The sequence below is a fragment of the Pantoea sp. UBA5923 genome (assembly GCF_002431095.1).
In the GTDB taxonomy this organism is placed as follows: domain Bacteria; phylum Pseudomonadota; class Gammaproteobacteria; order Enterobacterales; family Enterobacteriaceae; genus Pantoea; species Pantoea piersonii.
This window is the reverse complement of record NZ_DJDN01000066.1, coordinates 93,227-114,665: the sequence shown is the minus strand read 5'-3', so window position 1 is coordinate 114,665 and position 21,439 is coordinate 93,227. Positions and strand designations below refer to the sequence as shown.

The window sequence follows — 21,439 nt, the reverse complement described above, 5'->3', positions numbered from 1 at the left end:
GGTTGCGCCCGGACGGGCTTGCGATTTGCGACGCCGACACGCTGGAGCCGCTGACGGTAGAGAGCCGACGCGCGGTGATCCTGATGGCGGCATGGCTGGGCAAAGCGCGTCTTATTGATAATCAACAGGTCGACCTTACGCAGTAAGCGAGGTCGTTTTCAGGCAGAACAATAAGGTGTTTCGGTTATGATTCGTACCGTTTTACAGGGCAAGCTGCACCGCGTGAAAGTGACCCAGGCGGATTTGCACTATGAAGGTTCCTGCGCCATCGATCAGGATTTCCTCGACGCGTCTGGCATCCTGCAATATGAAGCCATTGATATCTATAACGTCACCAACGGGCAGCGTTTTTCCACCTACGCTATCGCCGCCGAACGCGGTTCGAAAATTATTTCGGTGAACGGCGCGGCAGCGCGCTGCGCCTGCGAAGGCGATATCCTGATTATCTGTTCTTACGTGCAGGTTGAGGATGCGGAAGCGCGCCAGTGGCAACCGAAAGTTGCCTATTTCGAAGGCGATAATGAGATGAAGCGTCTGGCGAAAGCGCTGCCGGTGCAGGTTGCCTGAGGTTAACGCGCGCAGCGGAAAGCGCGTTGGAGGATGGCGCCTGCGCGGGCGACATAACCCGCTATTCCAGACGGCTCGATGCTGAAGCCTGGGTAACAGGAGCCGAGCGAGCAAAGATGCCTTGAGCGACTTTGCGATCGATCCTGTTACCCGCGCCCTCTCTCAGCGCTAAACGGAAGCAGCCATCTGGCTGCTTCTTTGCTTATCAGGTGCGCAGGCCGCGTCCGCGCTGGATCAGCCTGTAAACCAGAATATAAAACACCAGGATAAAGGCGATCAGCACCGACAGGGTAAACACCAGCGGCACATCATTAATGCCGAGGAAGCCGAAGCGGAAACCGCTGATCATATAGACCACAGGGTTGAGCTTCGATACCGCCTGCCAGAAGGGCGGCAGCAGCGTCAGCGAATAGAACACCCCGCCCAGATAGGTCAGCGGCGTCAGCACGAAAGTCGGGATCAGGCTGATATCGTCAAAGGTACGCGCAAACACCGCATTCAGCAGACCAGCCAGCGAAAAAAGAATCGCCGTCAGCAGCAGCGTCAGCGCCACCATTGGCCAGGAGTGGACGTGGAACGGCACGAAGAAGAGCGAAATCGCCGTGACCAGTACCCCAACGCAGAGACCGCGCGCCACGCCGCCGCCGACATAACCGGCGATGATAATATGCGTCGGCACCGGCGCCACCAGCAGCTCTTCAATATTGCGCTGAAACTTGGCGCTGAAGAACGACGAGGCGACGTTAGCGTAGGCGTTGGTGATCACCGCCATCATAATCAGACCCGGCACGATAAACTGCATATAGCTGAAGCCATGCATATCGCCGATGCGTGAACCGATCAGGTTGCCGAAAATAATAAAATAGAGCGTCATGGTGATCACCGGCGGCACCAGCGTCTGGATCCAGATGCGTGCGAAACGGTTGATCTCCTTGGCCCAGATACTCTTCAGCGCCACCCAGTACAAATGTGTCATGCTTTCACTCCTTTGCCCTGCACCAGGCTGACAAACAGTTCTTCCAGACGGTTCGCTTTATTACGCATGCTCAGTACCTGCACGCCCTGCGCGCTGAGCTGGCCGAAAACGCTGTTCAGGCCCTGCTCGCGCATCACTTCGACTTCCAGCGTCGAGGCATCCACAAGGCGATACTGAAACCCTTCCAGCGTCGGCGGCGCGCTGCCCGGCGCGAGATCGAGAATAAAGGTTTCCGACTGCAACTTGGCCAGCAGCCCCTTCATTGAGGTGTTCTCTACCAGCTCGCCGCTCTGGATAATGCCGATGTTGCGACACAGCATTTCCGCTTCTTCAAGATAGTGCGTCGTCAGAATGATAGTGGTGCCCTTTTCATTCAGCTCCTTGAGGAAGGTCCACATAGAGCGACGAAGCTCAATATCCACACCCGCCGTCGGTTCGTCGAGGATCAGCAGTTTCGGCTCGTGCATCAGCGCGCGTGCGATCATCAGACGACGCTTCATCCCGCCGGAGAGCATCCGCGCACGCTCGTTGCGTTTACCCCAGAGATCGAGCTGGGTCAGATACTTCTCCGCGCGCTGCTGCGCCTCGCGGCGCTCAACGCCGTAATAGCCCGCCTGGTTGACCACAATCTGCATCACGGTCTCAAAGGGGTTGAAGTTAAACTCCTGCGGCACCAGGCCGAGCTGGCGTTTGGCGTTGACGACATCTTTCTCAAGGTCGTAACCGAACACGCGCACGCTGCCGCCTGATTTGTTTACCAGCGAACTGATAATGCCGATGGTGGTGGATTTACCTGCGCCGTTTGGCCCCAGCAGCGCATAAAAATCGCCGGCTTCGACGTTAAGATCTATGCCTTTCAGCGCCTGTACGCCGCCGGAATAGGTCTTGGTCAGCCGGGAAAGTTCCAGTGCATAAGTCATTCCGAATCCATATCCTGTTTTAATGTCGGTGTGTCGCGATGGACATAGCGAGTCGCTGGCTGACGCGATGTCGCCGCAACGTTGCTACTTATGATGAGCCACCCTGAGCGTAAAATCTTCCTGGATGGACACTTTTTTGCGGAGGTGAAGGCTGAACTCCTGAACCGGAGCACAGCCTACACCAGGCCGACGCAGTCAGCCTTGGAAGATTGTGCGGTCAGGCTCAGGATTCGAGCGGTACCACTTTGCCGATATAGGGCAGATGACGATAGCGCTGGGCGTAGTCGATGCCGAAGCCGACCACGAACTCGTCAGGAATGGCGAAGCCGACATATTCTACCTTCACGTCGACTTCACGACGCTCGGGCTTATCCAGCAGCGTGCAGATGGCGAGGGATTTCGGCTCGCGCAGACGCAGGATCTCGCGCACCTTGCTCAGCGTATTGCCGGAGTCGATGATATCCTCCACAATCAGCACATCTTTGCCGCGAATATCTTCATCGAGATCCTTCAGGATTTTCACGTCACGCGAGCTGGACATGCCGCTGCCGTAGCTGGAGGCGGTCATAAAATCGACTTCATGGGGCACCTCGACGGCGCGGCAGAGATCGGCCATAAACATAAAGGAGCCGCGCAGCAGCCCGACCAGCACCATCTCGCTGCCGCTGTCGCGATAGCGCTCGGAAATCTCTTTACCCAGTTCGGCAATGCGCGTTGCGATCGCCTCTTCGGAAATCATCACTTCAACAGTATGTTTCAAAACCTGTACTTCTCGTTGATTTTAAAGGGATCGTCCATCCTCAGCAGCGGATGAACAGAGAGAACCCGCTCAGACCTGAGCAGGTAGCGATTCGCAGGAGAGTATCACAGCTTGTCAGACGCGGCGAGATGCAGCGCCGCACCGCTGGCGGCTTCCTGATGAGCGGAAGCTATAAACTTAGAACTTTCCGGCCTTTAACAGAACAAATCGCTACATGATAGCCTGTGGTCAACATATCGTTATCTTACCTCTGCGCTGAGCAGGAGATCCCATGTCTGACCACTCCAGTAAAAAAACCCATATCGGCGAGCGCAAGCTGCATCCGGAAACCCAGATGCTCAACTACGGCTACGATCCGCGTCTGTCGGAAGGCGCGGTCAAACCGCCGGTATTCCTGACGTCGACTTTTGTTTTTAACAGCGCCGAAGAGGGACGCGATTTCTTTGATTACGTGGCGGGACGGCGCGAGCCGCCGGCAGGCAAAAGCGGCGGTCTGGTCTATTCGCGCTTTAATCATCCCAACAGTGAAATCGTTGAAGATCGTCTGGCGATCTATGAAGAGGCGGAGAGCTGCGCCCTCTTCTCATCCGGCATGTCGGCCATCTCCACTACCCTGCTGACCTTTGCGCGTCCCGGTGACGTAATCCTCCACTCGCAGCCGCTTTACGGCGGCACAGAGACGCTGCTGAGCAAAACCCTGCACAACCTCAATATTGAGCCGGTGGGCTTCAGCGACGGCACCGATGAAGAAAAAGTGCGCGCCGCCGCGCAGCAGGCGCTGAGCCTGGGGCGCGTAGCGCTGATCCTGATTGAGACGCCTGCTAACCCCACCAACAGCCTGGTCGATATTGCGCTGATTGCCCGTATCGCCGATGAGATCGGCCAGCAGCAGGGATCGCGTCCGGTTGTCGCCTGCGACAATACGCTACTCGGTCCGCTGTTTCAGCGCCCGCTGAATTTTGGCGCCGATCTGTCGCTCTATTCGCTGACCAAATATGTCGGCGGCCACTCCGATCTGATCGCCGGGGCGGCAATGGGCAGCAAAGCACTGATTACCCAAATACGTGCGCTGCGCAGCGCCATTGGTACCCAGCTCGATCCGCACTCCAGCTGGATGATCGGCCGTTCGCTGGAGACGCTGTCGCTGCGCATGGAGAAAGCCTGGCAGAACGCCGAGGCGGTGGCGGCCTTTTTACGCGGCCATGAAAAGGTGGCGAAGCTACAGTGGCTGCCCTATCTCGATGAGAACAGCGCCGAAGGGCGCACCTTCCGCCAGCAGTGCAGCGGCGCTGGTTCGACCTTCTCGTTTGATATTGTCGGCGGGCAGCCCGCTGCGTTCCGCTTTCTTAACGCGCTGGCGCTGTTTAAGCAGGCGGTGAGTCTCGGCGGCACCGAGTCGCTTGCCAGCCATCCCGGCAGCACCACGCACTCTGGCGTGCCGGAGGCGGTCAGGCAGCGTATCGGCATCAGCGACGCTACCATTCGCCTCTCGATTGGCATCGAGAACGCCGGCGATCTGGTGGAAGATATTCGTCTGGCGCTGGAGAAAGCCTGATCAGCCGACGGTGAAGCCCAGCATCATGCCGGTATCCTCATGCTCCAGCAGATGACAGTGCGCCATATAGGCGTGTTCGGCGGCGGCGCGGTGGTCAAAGCGCACCAGCACTTCGCTGCGCCAGCCGTTGACATTGACCATATCCTTCCAGCCCTGGCGGTGCGGCGCAGGCGGCTTGCCGTTTTCTGAAAGAATGCGGAACTGCGTGCCGTGAATATGGAAGGGATGCAGCATCTTGTCCCCTTCGCCGGAGATGGTCCACTTCTCCAGCTGGCCGGGCGTAACGTTGAACATCGGCTTCGTCATATTAAAGGCCTGGCCGTTGATCTTATTGCCGTTATGGAAGTCGTAGCCCGCTTTAGCGCTATGCGACTCGGGCATCGACATATCATGACCGCCCATCGCCGACATATCATGATCGCCCATCGCCATCTTGTCGTGGCTGCCGCTCTCCGATGACATGGCGTGATGCCCGCCCATATTGCCCATCGCTTTATCGCCGTAGCGCTGCATCAGCGCCGCCATGCCCTGCTGATCGAGCTGCGGATCCATCATCAGCTGCAGCCAGCGCGCGTTAGCGCCTTCCGCGGAGGGAACCGGCGGCAGCTGCACCAGCGTGTCGGGCAGCGTGGCGCTCGCCATCACGCGCAGCGGCAGGATCTGCACCAGCGGTAGCGGCTGATCGAACGGCGCCAGCGTCATGCCCATCTGCTCTACCGGCAGCGTCACGATATCGAAGCTTTTGCCGTCGGAGGTATCGACCATCACCTCGAAGCGTTCGCCCGGCAGCAACGGCAGCGACGCCACTTTCACCGGCTCCGCCAGCAGTCCGCCGTCGCTGCCGATAACATAGAGCGGCCGGTTATCGCTGGCGGCGATATGCAGAGAGCGCGCATTGCAGCCGTTTAGCAGACGCAGACGCAACCAGCCGCGCGGCACCGCCTGCTGCGGATACTGTACGCCGTTAGTCAGCATCATATCGCCGAACCAGCCGACCGCGGCGCTCATGATATCGAGCTGGTAGTCGATGCGGCTGCCGTCCTGAGTGAGCCGCTTGTCCTGGAAGATCAGCGGCACATCGTCCGAGCCCCATTGCGTCGGCAACCGCAGCTTGTCGGTCTCATCGTCCTGCAGCAGGATCAACCCAGCCAGGCCTTGCGCCACCTGATGGCCGGTTTTGCCATGCAGATGTGGATGGAACCAGCAGGTCGCGGCGGGCTGATCGGGCGTAAAGCTGACCTGCCGCGTCGCGCCGGGTTCGATACGCGCCATCGGCCCGCCGTCGACGTCGCCGGGGATCGCCAGCCCATGCCAGTGCAGCGTCGTCGCTTCCGGCAGCTGGTTATTGATATTAACCGTCGCCGTTTTGCCGCGCCGCAGCACAATGGCCGGCCCCAGCAAGCTGCCGTTGTAGCCCCATGTCGCCACATTCTTGCCCTGCCACTGGCTGGTGCCGGTCATGGCGGTGATCTGGATCTGGCCGCGCGGATCGGGTTCCAGCCTTGAAGGAACCGGCAGCAGCGGGCGACTGGCCGCCATCAGGGAGCGGCTCCAGATCGGCAGCGCCCCGGCTGCGCTCAGCGCTGCGGTCAGTTTAAGAAAATGGCGACGATGCATAGCTTATTCATCCGTGTGATAAGGGAACCACAGCCTAAACCCTTCCCCTGCGGGAGGGTCAAGTCTTGATAGCGGAAACGCCTGAAAAAAGTGCTGGGGCGGGCTTTCCGCGGCAAAATAATCGGAATCCTGCCAGTCACTGTGCTATCGTCACATGATGATTAATGAATGAGAACCACTATGAAGAAAAGCATCAGGATCCTGTTACTGGCAGGACTCTTTGGCTTCTCCTCCACCAGTTTTGCCCTGAGCGAATCCGAAGCAGAAGATCTGGCCGATCTTACCGCCGTATTTGTTTATCTGAAAAACGATTGCGGCTATCAGGATCTGCCTGATGCGCAAATCCGCAAGGCTCTGGTGTTTTTCGCCCAGCAGAACCGCTGGGATTTAAGCAATTACGCCACTTACAATATGAAAGCGCTTGGCGAAGCGAGCTATAAAGATCTGAGCGGCATCGCCATCACCAACGACAAGAAGTGCAAGTCGCTGGCGCGCGACTCTCTTAGCCTGCTCGCCTACGTTAAATAAGCCGCAGCCCGCCTTCTGCCGATCATTTGACCGTGCATGCACGGTCACTCCTGGTTATCATGTGCCGCTCTTTTCATGGCGAAGTCATCAGAGAGGAGCCCACCATGGCGCAAAAAGAGATGTGGTATGAAACCCTTCATGCCGGTTTCGGACAATATTTCACGGTCGACAAAACGCTTTACCGGGAAAAGACCGCGCATCAGGACTTAATTATCTTCGAAAACGCGCAGATGGGCCGCGTAATGGCGCTGGACGGCGTGGTGCAGACCACCGAGCGCGACGAATTCATCTATCACGAAATGATGACGCATGTGCCGCTGCTGGCACACGGCGCGGCGAAGCGCGTGCTGATTATCGGCGGCGGCGACGGCGCGATGCTGCGCGAGGTGTCGCGTCACGCCCAGCTGGAAAGCATTACCATGGTCGAGATTGACGCCGGCGTGGTGACCTTCTGCCAGCAATATCTGCCTGAACATAGCCAGGGCGCTTATAACGATCCGCGTCTCAACCTGGTGATCGACGACGGCGTAAACTTCGTTAACCAGACTCAGGAAAAGTTCGACGTGATCATTTCCGACTGCACCGATCCTGTCGGTCCGGGCGAGAGTCTGTTCACCTCGGAATTTTACGCTGGCTGCAAAAACGCACTGAATCCTGGCGGCATTTTCGTGGCGCAGAACGGTGTCTGTTTTCTGCAGCAAGAGGAAGCGGTCAACAGCCATCGCAAACTCAGCCACTATTTCTCCGACGTCAGTTTTTACCAGGCGGCGATCCCCACCTATTACGGCGGGATCATGACCTTCGCCTGGGCAAGCGATAACCCGGCGCTGCGTCAGCTTAATGTCGCCACGCTTCAAGCGCGTTTCGCTGCGGCTGGCCTGGCGTGCCGCTACTACAATCCGGCTATCCACGCTGGTAGTTTCGCGCTGCCGCAATATCTGCTTAACGCCCTGTCCGCTGAACAGCCTGTATAAGGAGGTGAACCAAATTGCAAAAGCTTAAACTGCATGGCTTCAACAACCTGACCAAAAGCCTGAGTTTTTGTATTTACGATATTTGTTATGCGAATACTGAAGCCGAGCGCGATGGCTATATCGCCTATATCGACGAGCAGTACAACGCCAACCGTCTGACCGAAATCCTGACGGAAACCTGTGCGATCATCGGGGCGAACGTGCTGAATATTGCGCGCCAGGACTATGAGCCGCAGGGCGCCAGCGTCACCATTCTGGTGAGCGAAGAGCCGATCGATCCTAAAGATATCGACAACTCGGAACATCCCGGCCCGCTGCCGAACTCCGTCGTCGCGCACCTGGATAAAAGCCATATCTGCGTGCACACCTACCCGGAAAGCCACCCTGAAGGGGGACTCTGCACCTTCCGCGCCGATATTGAAGTCTCAACCTGCGGCGTGATTTCCCCGCTGAAGGCGCTGAACTACCTGATCCACCAGCTGGAATCCGATATCGTCACCGTCGACTACCGCGTGCGCGGTTTTACCCGCGATGTGAACGGCGTGAAGCACTTTATCGACCATGAAATTAATTCGATCCAGAACTTTATGTCGGAAGATATGAAGGCGATGTATGACATGGTGGACGTGAACGTTTATCAGGAAAATATCTTTCACACCAAGATGCTGCTGAAAGAGTTCGACCTTAAACACTATCTGTTTAATACCCGTCCTGAAGATCTCAGCCCGGCGGAACATAAGCGTATTACTGACCTGCTGTGGAAGGAGATGCGCGAGATTTACTACGGCCGCAATATTCCGGCTGTGGGGTTGAAGACGTTTTAGTCGTATGCGCGCTGTGAGCAGCAGCGCGCGCTCTGCCTACCTCTACTCCGTCAGCGCCAGCGCAATGCCGCGCTCGCGCAGCGTGCGACATACGTCGTCGTCTAAGCGGCTGTCAGTTACCACATCGGTCAGATCGTCTATCGCCGCGGCGCAGAACAGCGACCAGGAGCCATATTTGCTGCTGTCCGCCAGCAGGATGCGGCGGCGCGCATTCGCCAGCAGATCCCGCTTCAGCCCCGCCTTCTCTTCCGTCGGCGTAGTAATGCCGCGCTCAAGGCTCCAGGAGTTACAGCTGACGAAAGCGATGTCGGGATTGATGCTGCGCAGCAGACGACGCCCGTGTTCACCGACGCATGACTGGCTGGAGTCGTCGATACGGCCGCCGATAATGGTCACTTCAATCTGTTTGAATTCAGAGAGAAACAGCGCGATATGCAGATCGGCCGTGATGACGCGCAGCGGCAAATGCGTCAGCTGCCGCGCCAGCTCCAGCATGGTGGTGCCAGCGTCCAGCACCACCGCATCGCCCGACTGCACAAACGTAGCGGCGTGATGGGCAATTGCCTGCTTCTCCGCCAGGTTACGCTGCATCTTCTCCAGCGTAGTGGGCTGCGCCGGAATAAAACGGTTCAGCGTGACGCCGCCGTGGCTGCGGCTAATCACCCCTTCTTTATCCAGCTTAATCAAATCACGTCGAATGGTTGCTGGCGAGGCGGAGATTGCGCTCACCAGCTGATCAACAGTCACCAGATTATGGCTTTTCAGATAGTCCATAATCTGGTCAAGGCGACTTTGTCCCTTCATATTTCCCTATGCCAGCTGCATCGCGAGTTTAATGGAGATCGCCATGCTCTCAGACTTCGCTTTACCTGTCCATGCGATATCAAAAGCGGTGCCGTGGTCCGCGGAAGTGCGGATAAACGGCAGACCGGCCGTGATATTAACGCCGTCATAAAAGCCAAGCAGTTTCAACGGGATATGTCCCTGATCGTGATACATCGCCACCACGATGTCATACTGTCCTTCCTGACACTGCAGGAAAACCGTATCGGGCGGACAGGGACCAAAAACCTCAATGCCCTGCGCCTTCATCGCCTTCACCGCAGGCGCGACGGTGGTGATCTCCTCGTCGCCGAACAGGCCGTTCTCTCCGGCATGCGGATTGACGCCCGCCACTGCGATGCGCGGCTTTTCAAAGCCGACGCGGCGCAAAAAGGTATCCGCCATGCCGATCACCGTTTCAATACGCGTACGGTTCAGCGTGTCGAGGAACTTGCGCAGCGCGATATGGGTGGTGACGTGAATGACCTTCAGCTTATCGGTATAGAGCACCATCGCGTAATCTTTGGTGTCGGTGAGATGCGCCAGCAGTTCGGTATGGCCGGGATAGAGATGGCCTGCCGAGTGCAGCGCCTCTTTATTCAGCGGCGCGGTGGCGATAGCCTGTACCTCGCCCGCCAGCGCCAGCTCGGTGGCGCGCTTTACGCAGCGCCAGGCAAGATCGCCCGCCTGCTTCTGCACCACGCCTGGCTTCAGCGCATCCGGCTCGGCCAGCGGCTCGTCAATAACGTTGACGATGCCTGGCGCGAAGTGCGCCTCTTTTACGCTATCCAGCACGCGCAGCTCCACCTGCGGCGTAATATTCAGGGCAAGAATGCGACGCAGCGTTGCCGCGCATCCCACCACCACCGCCGGCGCGCCGTTAAGGTCCCCTTCCGCCAGCGCTTTGATGATGATCTCCGGGCTGATGCCCGCCGGATCGCCCATGGTCACCGCAATAATTTTACTCACTCGACATCTCCTCAATAAAACGAATGGCTGCTACCAGGGTGTTTTCGTCGCCAAAACCGCCCGCTTTGGTCATCACCGGCAGGGTAAATTCACTGTTAAGCAGGACGCCGTGAGGCACACAGCCCGCCACGATGCCCTGAATCTGAAAACCGCTGGCGCCCAGCGCCTGCGCCACCGCAATCGCCACGTCGCCGCCGGAAAGATAGAGCCCGGCGGGCCGCTGCGTGCGGCAGAGCGTCAGGGTCAGCTCGCCTAAAAAGTGGCAAATCGCCTCGCCAAGCTGCTGGCGCGTTAGCTGATGCTGCTGACAGAGCGCGTCAATCTCGTGGCGCTGATCGGCGCGCTGGCAGGTCCGAATCACCGTATGCCGACCCGCGCGCAGCGCGGCAAGCGCCTGCGCCACCCACTGCGGGCTTTCCGGCCAGCGAGGTTGCGCAAACAGCTGACGGATATCGATATCCACCAGCGCAATATCGCGCTGTGCCGCCAGCCGGGCGATCTGCTGCTGCGCGCTGGCGCTCATCGAGCCGATCACCGCCAGAACCGGCGCGGCGGCGCGTGCGGCAAGCTGCGCGCCAAGCGCGTCGCTCAGTCCGGCGGCGCCAACCAGCAGCGGCGTTTCATCCAGCTGCGCTGCGGCGGCCAGGATGCGCGCAATATCGCTCTCCTGCTCCGCATCGATCACCACAGCCCCCTGCTGTTCGGCCAGCAGCGCAGCAAAGCGATCGCTGCGCAGCGTGGCGAGATCGATCTCGCTGCCGTCGATCCCCAGCTGCGTTAATACGTGGGCGCTGACCACCGGCGTTTTTGGATCGCTGGCGTATTCAGTCTCGGTCAGCGGCACGCCGTTTACCTGCACCTCTCCGTTGCGCGTAACGCGTCCCAGCCGAGGCACTGCGGGCACAATCAGCGCCCGGTTTTTACCGCTGGCGGCCAGCGCGGCGCGCACTTCAGCGCCGACATTGCCGCGCAGCGTGGAATCGATCTTTTTAAACAACCAGCCCTGCGTAATAAAGGCCTGGTGTCGATGCACTACAGCCTCAGTGCGTGCCGCTGCCTCCTGTGCGCTGATGGCGCGACTGTCGGTGCTGATCACCCAGACGTCGGCGGCGGCGGCATCCAGCGGCGTCTCGCTGCTGAACAGCACATGGACGCGTGCGCCCGCCTGCGCCAGGCCGCTGCCCGCGTCGTTAGCGCCGGTGAAATCGTCGGCGATAACCAGCACCGGCGTTTTCCATGACCTTTGCGTCATCTTCTCTCCTGATTCGGCTGCATGCCGCTCTGTATGATTATATTCAATCACGATTGATTATATGTGAGCAAGATCAAATTAATTGAAATCGATATGCCCTATAAATTGAGGCACAGTAAGTGACAGATATCGCACTGTAATGAGCAAAACCAATCATTCAGTCCGGCTTCGCAGTAATAAGGGTGTGAAATGACGATCAACAGCACAGTAATTAGCGGCTATCAGGCGCTGAACGACATTAGCTATTTGCTGAAAGGAAAAGCCAGCGCGCTGCTGGTCACTGACAAGAACATTGAAACCATTCCGGCTGTGCAGGCGCTAATCGCCCAGCTGAAACAGCATATCGCCAGCGTGAGCGTGATCAACAGCGTGCCGCCGGAGCCGAGCCAGCACGATGTCGCGGCGATTCTGACGGCGCTGCCCATGCGTGAGGTGGATCTGGTGATCGGCGTCGGCGGCGGCAGCGTGCTGGATGTCGCCAAGCTGCTGTCGGTGCTGTGCGTGGTTAACGCGCCATCTCTGGAGGCGCTGCTGGCGGGCGAAAAGCCGACCACGCGCACCACCTCACTGTTAATCCCGACCACCGCAGGCACCGGTTCAGAAGCGACGCCGAATGCAATCCTGGCGATCCCGGAGCGCGAAACGAAAGTCGGTATTATCTCGCCGGTAATGCTGCCCGATTTCGTGGCGCTGGTGCCGGAACTGACCACCAGCATGCCGGCGCATATCGCCTCTTCAACCGGTATCGACGCCCTTTGTCATCTTATCGAATGCTTCACCGCCACGGTTTCGAACCCGGTAAGCGACAACTACGCGCTGATTGGTATGAAAAAGCTGTTCGCCAGCCTCGAAACCGCCGTTGCAGAGCCGCATAACCTGCGCGCGCGCCTGGATATGCTCTGGGCCTCTTATTACGGCGGCGCGGCGATCGCCCATGCGGGTACGCACCTGGTGCACGCCATGTCCTATCCGCTGGGTGGCAAATATCACCTGCCACACGGCGTTGCCAACGCCATTCTGCTGGCGCCCTGCATGGCTTTTGTGCGTCCTGCCGCCGTGAGCAAATTCGCGCAGGCCTACGATCTGCTGCCCGATGCCAATCCGGCGCTGGATGACGAGGCCAAATCGCACGCGCTGGTGGACTATTTCACCGCGCTGGTTAAACGTCTGAAGCTGCCAGCCAGCCTTGAAGAGCTTGGCATCGGCCCGGATCACCTGCCCTACTTAGTGGAGGCCGCGCTCGACGTTCAACGTCTGATGAAGAACGTGCCCGCTGCCGTCAGCGCCAGCGACGTCCGTGACGTCTACCTGACGCTGTTCCCGTCACACCAGGAATAAAGAGGATTGTATGAGTCAGAAAATAACCGGCGTATTGACCGCTATCGTCACCTGCTTTGATCGGGAAGGCGCCCTGAATCCCACCGCCCAGCGCGAGCAGATTAAGCGTCAGCTGGCGGCAGGCAACGGCATCTTCTGCGGCGGCACCAACGGCGAGTTCTTTGTGCTGAACGAGCAGGAAAAAATCGCGGTCACGGAGACCTGCGTCGATGAGGTTAACGGCCGCGCGCCGGTGGTGGCGCATATCGGCGAAATCTCGACGCGCGAAACCATCCGCCTCGGCAAACAGATTGCAAAGCTGGGCGTGGATGCGGTATCGGCGATCACCCCTTACTTCGTGCCGCTCAGGCAGGAAGAGCTGATTTATCACTATCAGACAGTGGCTGACGCGCTCGACGTGCCGCTGTTCCTCTATAACATCCCGGCGCGCACCGGCAATACGCTGCAGCCCGAAACCGTACGCACCCTGGCGTCGCATCCCAATATTATCGGCATTAAAGATTCGGCGGGCAGCTATGAAAGCCTGAGCGGCTTTATTAAAGCAGCGGAAGGCATTGATAACTTTAACGTCCTCAACGGCCCGGACTCGCTGATCCATCAGGGCTTCGTTGATGGCTGCTCCGCCTGTATCTCCGGCCTGGCCAACGCCGCGCCGAAAGAGATCAATGCGATATGGGCGCGCTTCAGCGCAGGCGACATTGACGGTTCGCGCGCGGCGCAGGAAAACGTGACCGGCCTGCGTACCGACCTCTACAGCATCGGCTTCTCACCGGCCGCGGTGAAGAAAGCGGTCGCTCTGCTTGGCTACGATGTTGGCGAAAGCCGCTATGCGGTGCGTTTCAGCGCCGACGAAGAGCAAAAAATCCGTCAGGTCGTCAACCAGTACCTGAAGTAAGGCCGTCAGGGCGGCCATTGCTGCCCTTGCCTGTATCACTTAAGCACCGGGAAACGTGATGAAAGTAATCTGCACCTCGCCGTCGTTCGCCAGATATGACACGACGCCGATTGAAACCCTGAAACAGCACGGCTTTGAACTGATATCCCTGCCCGCCGACGCGCCGCCGGAAGCACTGGCTCCGCATCTGCCGGATACCGTGGCAATGATTGTCGCCTTCACCGAGGTGAACGAAGCGCTGCTTAACCAGGCACCAGGGTTAAAAATTGTCTGCAAGCACGGCGTCGGCGTCGACAATATCGATCTTGACGCCACGCGCGCGCGTGGAATTTATGTCACTAACGTGCCGGACGCCAACAAGCATGCCGTCGCCGATTTCGCCTTTGCGCTGATCCTCAACAGTGCGCGTCAGGTGACGCAGGCAGCGACAGAAACGCGCGCGGGCGGCTGGCCACGCATTTTCGCCACCGACGTTTACGGCAAAACGCTGGGCATTATCGGGCTGGGCAACATCGGCAAGCAGGTGGCGCTGCGCGCGAAAGGCTTCAACATGCGCGTCATCGCCTTTGATTTCTACCCTGACGAGACCTTTGCCGCCGAACAGGGCGTTACTTTTGTTAGCCTCGATCGGCTGACGGAGGAGAGCGATTTCATCACGCTGCATACGCCGCTGACCAACGAGACGCGCGATCTGTTCGACGCCGCGCGCCTGCGCCGCATGAAGAAAAGCGCCTTTCTGATCAATGTCTCGCGTGGCGGCGTAGTGAATGAAGCGGATCTGTTCCATGCGCTACAGGACCAGACGATCGCCGGAGCGGCGGCTGATGTGTTTGTGCAGGAGCCGCTGACGACGCACCCGCTCTTTAGCCTGCCCAGTTTTATCCCGACCTCGCATATCGCCGGTTATACCGACGGCGCTATCAGCGCCATTGGCGAACGCTGCGTGGCGCAGATTGTGCAGTGCGTCAGACAGGGCGAGCGGCCGGTAAACGTAATGAACGGGCTGGCGTAAGCGCCGCCTTGATCTGCAACCCGATTCGAGTGGAAAACAACAATGAACCCTACGACGCGCTCGACCAGGATCCGCTGGTGGATCGCTGGCCTGATGTGGCTGGCGGTCGCTATTAACTATATTGACCGAACCGTTCTTTCTGCCGCCGCACCGCACCTGATCACCGAACTAGAGATCGATCCAGAAATGATGGGCCTGATTATGGCCGCCTTCTTCTGGTCTTATGCGCTGCTGCAAATTCCTGCGGGCTGGTTCGCCGACCGCTTCGGCCAGAAAAAAGGCCTCGGCATCGCGGTCGGCTGGTGGTCGATCGCCACCATGGCGATGGGACTGGCGACCGGCTTCAAGTCGCTGCTGGCGCTGCGTCTGGCGCTGGGCGTCGGCGAAGCGGCCGCCTACCCCAGCAATGCGGGTATCGCCGCGCGCTGGTTCCCGGATCGCGAGCGCGCCACCGTGTCGGGCCTGTTCGACAGCGCCTCGAAGTTCGGCGGCGCAGTGGCGATGCCGCTCATTGTCTGGATGATCGCCATGGTGGACTGGCGCATCACCTTCCTGGCGATCGGCGCGATCGGCCTGTTCTGGGTGATCGCCTGGTATTTTGTTTATGCCGAGAATCCGGAAGATCATAAAAAGATCGATCAAAGTGAAGTTCGCCTGATCCGCGACGGTCAGGCGCAAAATCATGGCGAAAAAGGGGTGCGTCCGATGAGGTGGTACCGACTGCTGCGCTACCGCAATATCTGGGCGATGTGCATCGGCTTTTTCACCATTAACTACACCTCTTACTTTTTTATTACCTGGCTGCCGACCTATCTGGTGAAAGATAAGGGTATGGATTTCCTGAAGATGGGCTTTGTCGCCGCGCTGCCGTTGATCTGCGGTATGCTGATTGAGGTGCTGGCGGGCTGGGCGTCCGATCGTATGGTGCATAAAAAGGTGCTGTCGCTGACCGCCACGCGCAAACTGTTCCTTACCATCGGTCTGCTGATGGCGCTGTGTATCGGCTTCGCGCCCTTTACCGACTCGGTGTTTATGACCGTGCTGCTGCTCTGTATCGCCAAGTCAGGCACCACCGTGGCCGCCTCGCAGGTCTGGGCGCTGCCGGGCGACGTCGCGCCGAAGAACAGCGTCTCTATCGTCGCCGGTTTGCAGAATACGGTGTCGAATATGGGCGGCGCGGTCGGCCCCATTATTACTGGCGCGATTGTCGGCGCGACCGGCAACTTTACCTGGGCGCTGGTCTTTTCCGCCGTGCTGGTGGTGATAGGGATCCTCAACTACCTGTTCCTGATGGGCAAGGTTGAGCCTATCGTCGATGAAGAGAAGGCTCATCAGCCTCGGGCTGTCACCAGCGGCGTCTGAGGGTGGCCTGCAAAAAAGGCTCTGACGGTGTTCAGAGCCTTTTCTCGTTTTGCATCAAACTAGCGCGCCGCGGCGAAAATCGCTTTGCCGATACGGGCGATAGCCGCATTGCTCTGCGCGAGCGTCGCCTCTGTTTGCGTCACATAGATAGCGATAATCAGCGGCTTGCCGTTTTCCGGCCAGACCACGCTGATAATCGACCGCGAGCCGTACTCCCCCGCCCCGGTTTTGTCGGCAATTGACCAGCCTGCCGGTAAAACCGAACGTAACAATGCCCCTGCGACCCGATCGTCGCGCATCCATTGCACCAGCTGTGCGCGTGAGGCGGGTTTCAGCGCCTCCCCCAGCGTTAGCTTTTGCAGCGTCTCACTGACGGCGACCGGCGTCGTGGTATCACGCATATCGCCGGGTATGGCGCTGTTTAGCTCTGGCTCAAAGCGGTCCAGCCGCGTCACCTTGTCACCAAGATCAGCGAAAAAGCGGTTAACCGCCGCCTGACCGCCTAGCTTTCTCGCAATCAGATTCGCCGCCGTATTATCGCTGTAGGCGATGGCCGCATGGCAGAGCTGCTGCCAGCTCATGGTGGCGGGCGCGACAGATTTTTCAGTCACCGGTGACCAGGTGACCAGCGCAGCGCGGTCGAACTGCGTACGTTCCGAGAGCTTCAGCTTGCCCTTATCCTGCTGGCTAAGCAGCGCACCGCACAGTAGCGCTTTATGCGTACTGTTGAGCGGGAAGCGCTCATCGCCGCGATAGCGCGCGACGCTTCCTGTGGCGGTATCGATTACGGCAATGCCGATACGCGCCTTCAGCGCCTGCTCCTCCTGCTTCGCGACGGCCGCCAGCGCGGCGTCGTTATTTATCGAGGCGTGAGCGGCCACTGCGCTAAGCAGCAGGGAAACAGCGGTAAGTTTTGTCAGAGAAAACATGAGGGTCGTCCTTAATTTTTTGTCCGTTCAGAGCTTGCCCTGTTGCGCGCCGCTACGCAAAGAGTAAAGCGGGAAGTCGTTAGCTGTATCCATTGACGTTATAGTCATGCTGCCTGACAGTTGAAAAAACGCGCAATCCCGCTAAAATGTAGCAACATCACTACATTCAGGAGGCGTGCGATGAAAATTTTTACGCTGTCGAGCAGAGAGTTTAACCAGCAGGTTTCGAACGCGAAAAAAGCAGCAGAGGAAGGTCCGGTCTACATTACCGACCGCGGTAAGCCCGCTCATGTTTTGCTCACGTTTGAGGCGTATAAAAAACTGACCGGTACACGCCGCAATATTCAGGACGCGCTGGCGATGCCGGATGTCGCGACCATCGAATTTGAGCCGGAACGCGGCAATACAGAGTTCAGGGACGTCGATTTCTCATGAGATATTTGCTCGATACCAATGTCATTTCGGAACTGCGTAAGGCGCGCACGCGCGCCATCGATCCCGGCGTTTCGGCATGGACCGAAACCGTTGATGCCGGTGATATGTTTCTCTCGGTGATCACCATTATGGAGATAGAGAAAGGCATCGCGCAGGTGGCGCGCCGCGATCGCGCTCAGGCAGCCCGTTTGCGAGAGTGGTTTGAAATGGCGGTTTTAACTGAGTTCAGCGACCGCATTCTGCCCTTTGACGCTGAAGCGGCGCGCTACTGCGCTCGGCTGCATGTGCCAGATCGGCGTTCAGCGAACGATGCCATCATCGCTGCCATCGCCTGGCAACACGATATGGTGCTGGTAACGCGCAACGTGAAAGACTTTACCGGTATGGGCGCGCAGCTGGCTAATCCCTGGGAATGGGCGCGCTGACTCAGCGTCCCTGTAAAAACTGACGGTAGGCATTTATGACGGCCAGAAAGTCTTCAACGCCGCAGAACGACAGGCTCTCTTCATCGTAGTAATTCATCCCCTCTTCCAGCCCGTCATCCTCTAATGCGAGATGGTTGGCGCGGATCATGACCTCTTCGTCATCCATCCACAGCGTATATTCATGGCCGATGCGCTGCCACTGGCGCTCGCTGCCCTTGATAGCGCGCATGGCGGCTTCTACTTCATCCAGCAGCGCCAGATTTTCTTTGACCTCGTCGTTGAACCAGTGGCCCACCGCCTCGTGATCCATCGACATGCGTACTTTCACCTGCCCGGTGAGATCGCGTAAAAATTCGTATTCCATGGGCTAACCCTTTGGTTAATGACGCGAGTAATCCGCACTAAAATAGAGTGTGCGCATCATCAACGCTAAAGTGAGATCGGGGCGACATTATTGCGGGGAAAAGGCAAAAGAAAAAGGGGCGATTATCGCCCCTTTGTATTTTAGTGAGTCACTCAGACCGCAGTCTGGAAAATCACATTGTCCGCTTTATCGGTGTACTGATTAAGCTGGTCAAAGTTGAGATAGCGGTAGGTGTCGCTGGCGGTTTTATCCACCTGCGCCATAAACTGCTGATACTCATCTGGCGTCGGCAGTTTACCAAGCAGCGAAGAGACCGCAGCCAGTTCAGCCGATGCCAGGTAGACGTTCGCGCCAGTACCAAGACGGTTCGGGAAGTTACGGGTTGAGGTGGAGACCACCGTCGCGCCGTCCTGCACGCGCGCCTGGTTACCCATGCAGAGCGAGCAGCCCGGGATCTCAATACGCGCGCCGCTTTTGCCGAAGACGCTGTAATAGCCCTCTTCAGTCAGCTGAGCCGCATCCATTTTAGTCGGCGGCGCAACCCACAGACGGGTCGGCAGCTGGCCTTTATGGCTGTCGAGCAGTTTACCTGCCGCACGGAAGTGACCGATGTTGGTCATGCACGAACCGATAAAGACTTCGTCGATCTTCTCGCCCTGTACGTCAGAGAGCAGACGCGCGTCGTCCGGATCGTTCGGCGCGCACAGAATCGGCTCTTTGATATCAGCCAGGTCGATCTCGATTACCGCAGCGTATTCGGCGTCGGCGTCCGCTTCCAGCAGCTGCGGATCCGCCAGCCATTTTTCCATACCCTGAATACGACGCTCCAGCGTGCGGCGATCGCCGTAGCCTTCTGCGATCATCCACTTCAGCAGCACGATGTTGGAGTTGAGGTATTCGATAATCGGCGCTTTATCCAGCTTGATCGTACAGCCCGCCGCCGAGCGCTCAGCCGAGGCATCGGTAAGCTCAAACGCCTGCTCAACTTTCAGATCCGGCAGACCTTCGATTTCCAGGATACGGCCAGAGAAGATGTTCTTTTTGCCTTTCTTCTCAACGGTCAGCAGACCCTGTTTGATCGCGTACAGCGGGATCGCATGCACCAGATCGCGCAGCGTGATGCCCGGCTGCATTTTGCCTTTAAAGCGTACCAGCACTGATTCCGGCATATCGAGTGGCATTACGCCGGTCGCGGCGGCGAAGGCCACCAGGCCAGAACCTGCCGGGAACGAGATGCCGATCGGGAAGCGGGTATGCGAGTCGCCGCCGGTGCCGACGGTGTCAGGCAGCAGCATGCGGTTCAGCCAGGAGTGGATCACGCCGTCACCCGGGCGCAGCGATACGCCGCCGCGGTTCATAATGAAGTCCGGCAGCGTATGGTGCGTATTGACGTCGACCGGCTTCGGATAGGCGGCGGTGTGGCAAAATGACTGCATCACCAGATCGGCGGAGAAGCCAAGGCACGCCAGATCTTTCAGCTCGTCGCGCGTCATTGGGCCGGTGGTGTCCTGAGAACCTACCGAGGTCATCTTCGGTTCGCAGTAGGCGCCTGGACGGACGCCGTCGACGCCGCAGGCACGACCAACCATTTTCTGCGCCAGCGAGTAGCCACGCGTGCTTTCAGCAACGTCTTTCGCCTGGCGGAACACGTCGCTGTGCGGCAGACCCAGTGATTCACGCGCTTTGCTGGTCAGGCCGCGACCGATAATCAGCGGAATACGGCCGCCCGCGCGCACTTCGTCGATCAGCACGTCGGTTTTCAGCGTAAAGCTGGCAAGCAGCTCGCCGGTTTCGTGGTTGCGTACTTCGCCTTTATAGGGATAGACGTCAATCACGTCGCCCATATTCAGCTCGCCAACGTCCACTTCGATCGGCAGCGCGCCCGCATCTTCCATGGTGTTGAAGAAAATCGGCGCGATTTTGCTGCCCAGCACCAGACCGCCGCCTTTTTTGTTCGGGACGTTCGGGATATCGTCGCCCATGAACCACAGTACGGAGTTGGTCGCTGATTTACGAGAAGAGCCGGTGCCAACGACGTCGCCGACATAAGCCAGCGGATAGCCTTTAGCCTGCAGCGCTTCAATCTGCTTGATCGGGCCGACGTTGCCAGGCTCATCCGGGTTGATGCCTTCACGGGCGTTTTTCAGCATCGCCAGCGCGTGCAGTGGAATATCCGGACGTGACCATGCATCCGGCGCCGGAGAGAGATCGTCGGTATTGGTTTCGCCGGTCACTTTGAACACGGTGACGGTAATTTTTTCTGCCAGCTCAGGGCGTGACAAATACCACTCGGCATCCGCCCAGGATTGCATTACCTGCTGCGCATGGGGATTGCCCGCTTTCGCTTTCTCTTCAACGTCGTAAAAGCTGTCAAACATCAGCAGCGTGTGCGACAGCGCTTTCGCGGCAATCGGTGCCAGCTTCGCGTCATCCAGCGCGTCAATCAGCGGATGGATGTTGTAACCGCCTTGCATGGTGCCCAGCAGTTCAATCGCTTTTTCGGGGGATACCAGAGGAGAGGTCGTTTCGCCTTTAGCCACCGCGGCAAGGAAACCCGCTTTAACGTAGGCGGCTTCATCAACGCCGGGTGGGACACGGTTGACCAACAGATCGGTCAGGAATTCTTCTTCACCCGCTGGCGGGTTTTTCAGCAGTTCAACCAGCGCGGCCATCTGGGAAGCATCTAACGGCTTAGGTACGATCCCCTGGGCTGCACGCTCAGCAACGTGCTTACGGTATTCTACTAGCACGACGTTCTCCTCGCTCACATTGTATGGGTTTCCGGTGCACCCTGGTGACAAAGCATTCCATGAGTAGGGTAAGGTGCCCGGTTCCGCGTGGGGCAGCATAGCAGGGTTTAGGCTGTTTGTTAATCTGTTTACAAAAACACAACATAATTAACAGGGTAAAAAAGT

Annotated in this window: 22 protein-coding genes; 12 read left to right on the top strand and 10 right to left on the bottom strand. The window is 58.3% G+C overall.

Annotated features, from left to right (window positions below):
• Positions 1–146: pantoate--beta-alanine ligase (locus B3797_RS15615; protein ID WP_311791547.1), on the top strand; the 146-nt coding region annotated here is incomplete at its 5' end.
• A gap of 40 nt (positions 147–186) precedes the next feature.
• Positions 187–567 (top strand): aspartate 1-decarboxylase, encoded by a 381-nt coding sequence (gene panD / locus B3797_RS15610; RefSeq protein WP_033793535.1) that lies wholly within the window; start codon positions 187–189, stop codon positions 565–567.
• Positions 568–772: 205 nt separating this feature from the next.
• Here the strand turns inward: panD and B3797_RS15605 are convergent, their stop codons facing one another.
• From B3797_RS15605 to hpt, 3 genes are all read right to left on the bottom strand, one after another.
• Positions 773–1,543 (bottom strand): ABC transporter permease, encoded by a 771-nt coding sequence (locus B3797_RS15605; RefSeq protein ID WP_311783059.1) that lies wholly within the window; start codon positions 1,541–1,543, stop codon positions 773–775.
• Positions 1,540–2,463: an ABC transporter ATP-binding protein gene (locus tag B3797_RS15600; protein ID WP_311783060.1), complete on the bottom strand. Its 924-nt coding sequence runs from the start codon at positions 2,461–2,463 to the stop codon at positions 1,540–1,542. The genes B3797_RS15605 and B3797_RS15600 overlap by 4 nt, the downstream gene beginning before the upstream one ends.
• 223 nt (positions 2,464–2,686) lie before the next feature.
• Entirely contained in the window at positions 2,687–3,223 is a 537-nt protein-coding gene (gene hpt / locus B3797_RS15595; RefSeq protein ID WP_120455789.1) for a hypoxanthine phosphoribosyltransferase, read from the bottom strand.
• A gap of 271 nt (positions 3,224–3,494) precedes the next feature.
• On the opposite strand from hpt, the gene B3797_RS15590 reads away from it, so the two are divergent.
• A complete protein-coding gene (locus B3797_RS15590; protein ID WP_311791545.1) occupies positions 3,495–4,778 on the top strand; it encodes a cystathionine gamma-synthase family protein in 1,284 nt (427 codons plus the stop codon).
• Here B3797_RS15590 and cueO read toward each other — a convergent pair whose 3' ends face one another.
• Positions 4,779–6,395, bottom strand: coding sequence for a multicopper oxidase CueO (gene cueO / locus B3797_RS15585; RefSeq protein WP_311791544.1), 1,617 nt, complete (start codon positions 6,393–6,395; stop codon positions 4,779–4,781). It abuts the gene before it with no gap.
• A gap of 180 nt (positions 6,396–6,575) precedes the next feature.
• On the opposite strand from cueO, the gene B3797_RS15580 reads away from it, so the two are divergent.
• The 3 genes from B3797_RS15580 (at position 6,576) to speD (ending at position 8,721) form a co-directional block, all read left to right on the top strand.
• On the top strand, positions 6,576–6,923 hold the full coding sequence (locus B3797_RS15580) for a YacC family pilotin-like protein (protein WP_081138496.1): 348 nt from the start codon (positions 6,576–6,578) through the stop codon (positions 6,921–6,923).
• 104 nt (positions 6,924–7,027) lie between these two features.
• A complete protein-coding gene (gene speE / locus B3797_RS15575) occupies positions 7,028–7,897 on the top strand; it encodes a polyamine aminopropyltransferase (protein WP_311791543.1) in 870 nt (289 codons plus the stop codon).
• Between the two features lie 14 nt (positions 7,898–7,911).
• Positions 7,912–8,721, top strand: coding sequence for an adenosylmethionine decarboxylase (gene speD, locus B3797_RS15570; RefSeq protein ID WP_126688998.1), 810 nt, complete (start codon positions 7,912–7,914; stop codon positions 8,719–8,721).
• A gap of 42 nt (positions 8,722–8,763) precedes the next feature.
• Here speD and B3797_RS15565 read toward each other — a convergent pair whose 3' ends face one another.
• From B3797_RS15565 to dtnK, 3 genes are read right to left on the bottom strand one after another with little or no spacing between them, the layout of a single operon-like run.
• The gene (locus tag B3797_RS15565; protein ID WP_120455779.1) at positions 8,764–9,525 is read right to left on the bottom strand and encodes a DeoR/GlpR family DNA-binding transcription regulator; all 762 of its coding nucleotides are present in this window, start codon (positions 9,523–9,525) and stop codon (positions 8,764–8,766) included.
• A gap of 6 nt (positions 9,526–9,531) precedes the next feature.
• Positions 9,532–10,512, bottom strand: coding sequence for a D-threonate 4-phosphate dehydrogenase (locus B3797_RS15560; protein WP_311783064.1), 981 nt, complete (start codon positions 10,510–10,512; stop codon positions 9,532–9,534).
• Entirely contained in the window at positions 10,505–11,764 is a 1,260-nt protein-coding gene (gene dtnK, locus B3797_RS15555) for a D-threonate kinase (protein ID WP_311791542.1), read from the bottom strand. The genes B3797_RS15560 and dtnK overlap by 8 nt, the downstream gene beginning before the upstream one ends.
• Positions 11,765–11,953: 189 nt before the next feature.
• Here dtnK and B3797_RS15550 point away from each other — a divergent pair, with 189 nt between their 5' ends.
• From B3797_RS15550 to B3797_RS15535, 4 genes are read left to right on the top strand one after another with little or no spacing between them, the layout of a single operon-like run.
• Positions 11,954–13,102: an iron-containing alcohol dehydrogenase gene (locus tag B3797_RS15550; RefSeq protein WP_311791541.1), complete on the top strand. Its 1,149-nt coding sequence runs from the start codon at positions 11,954–11,956 to the stop codon at positions 13,100–13,102.
• A gap of 10 nt (positions 13,103–13,112) precedes the next feature.
• Positions 13,113–13,997, top strand: coding sequence for a dihydrodipicolinate synthase family protein (locus B3797_RS15545; RefSeq protein ID WP_311791540.1), 885 nt, complete (start codon positions 13,113–13,115; stop codon positions 13,995–13,997).
• Positions 13,998–14,055: 58 nt separating this feature from the next.
• Complete coding sequence (locus tag B3797_RS15540) at positions 14,056–15,009, top strand: phosphoglycerate dehydrogenase (RefSeq protein WP_311791539.1); 954 nt, start codon at positions 14,056–14,058, stop codon at positions 15,007–15,009.
• Between the two features lie 42 nt (positions 15,010–15,051).
• Positions 15,052–16,371: an MFS transporter gene (locus B3797_RS15535; RefSeq protein WP_311783069.1), complete on the top strand. Its 1,320-nt coding sequence runs from the start codon at positions 15,052–15,054 to the stop codon at positions 16,369–16,371.
• 59 nt (positions 16,372–16,430) lie between these two features.
• Here B3797_RS15535 and bla read toward each other — a convergent pair whose 3' ends face one another.
• Positions 16,431–17,300 carry a class A beta-lactamase gene (gene bla, locus B3797_RS15530; protein ID WP_311791538.1) on the bottom strand — a complete coding sequence of 290 codons (870 nt, stop codon included), beginning with the start codon at positions 17,298–17,300 and terminating at the stop codon, positions 16,431–16,433.
• A gap of 180 nt (positions 17,301–17,480) precedes the next feature.
• Between bla and B3797_RS15525 the strand changes: the two genes are divergently transcribed.
• Together B3797_RS15525 and B3797_RS15520 are read left to right on the top strand one after the other, a co-directional pair.
• Positions 17,481–17,735: a type II toxin-antitoxin system Phd/YefM family antitoxin gene (locus tag B3797_RS15525; protein WP_311791537.1), complete on the top strand. Its 255-nt coding sequence runs from the start codon at positions 17,481–17,483 to the stop codon at positions 17,733–17,735.
• Positions 17,732–18,160, top strand: coding sequence for a type II toxin-antitoxin system VapC family toxin (locus tag B3797_RS15520; RefSeq protein WP_311791536.1), 429 nt, complete (start codon positions 17,732–17,734; stop codon positions 18,158–18,160). Before B3797_RS15525 ends, B3797_RS15520 begins: the two co-directional genes overlap by 4 nt.
• Position 18,161: 1 nt before the next feature.
• On the opposite strand, the gene yacL is transcribed toward B3797_RS15520, so the two are convergent.
• A complete protein-coding gene (yacL, locus tag B3797_RS15515; RefSeq protein ID WP_311783073.1) occupies positions 18,162–18,524 on the bottom strand; it encodes a protein YacL in 363 nt (120 codons plus the stop codon).
• Positions 18,525–18,676: 152 nt separating this feature from the next.
• Entirely contained in the window at positions 18,677–21,274 is a 2,598-nt protein-coding gene (gene acnB / locus B3797_RS15510; protein WP_311783074.1) for a bifunctional aconitate hydratase 2/2-methylisocitrate dehydratase, read from the bottom strand.
• Between the last annotated feature and the right edge of the window lie 165 nt (positions 21,275–21,439).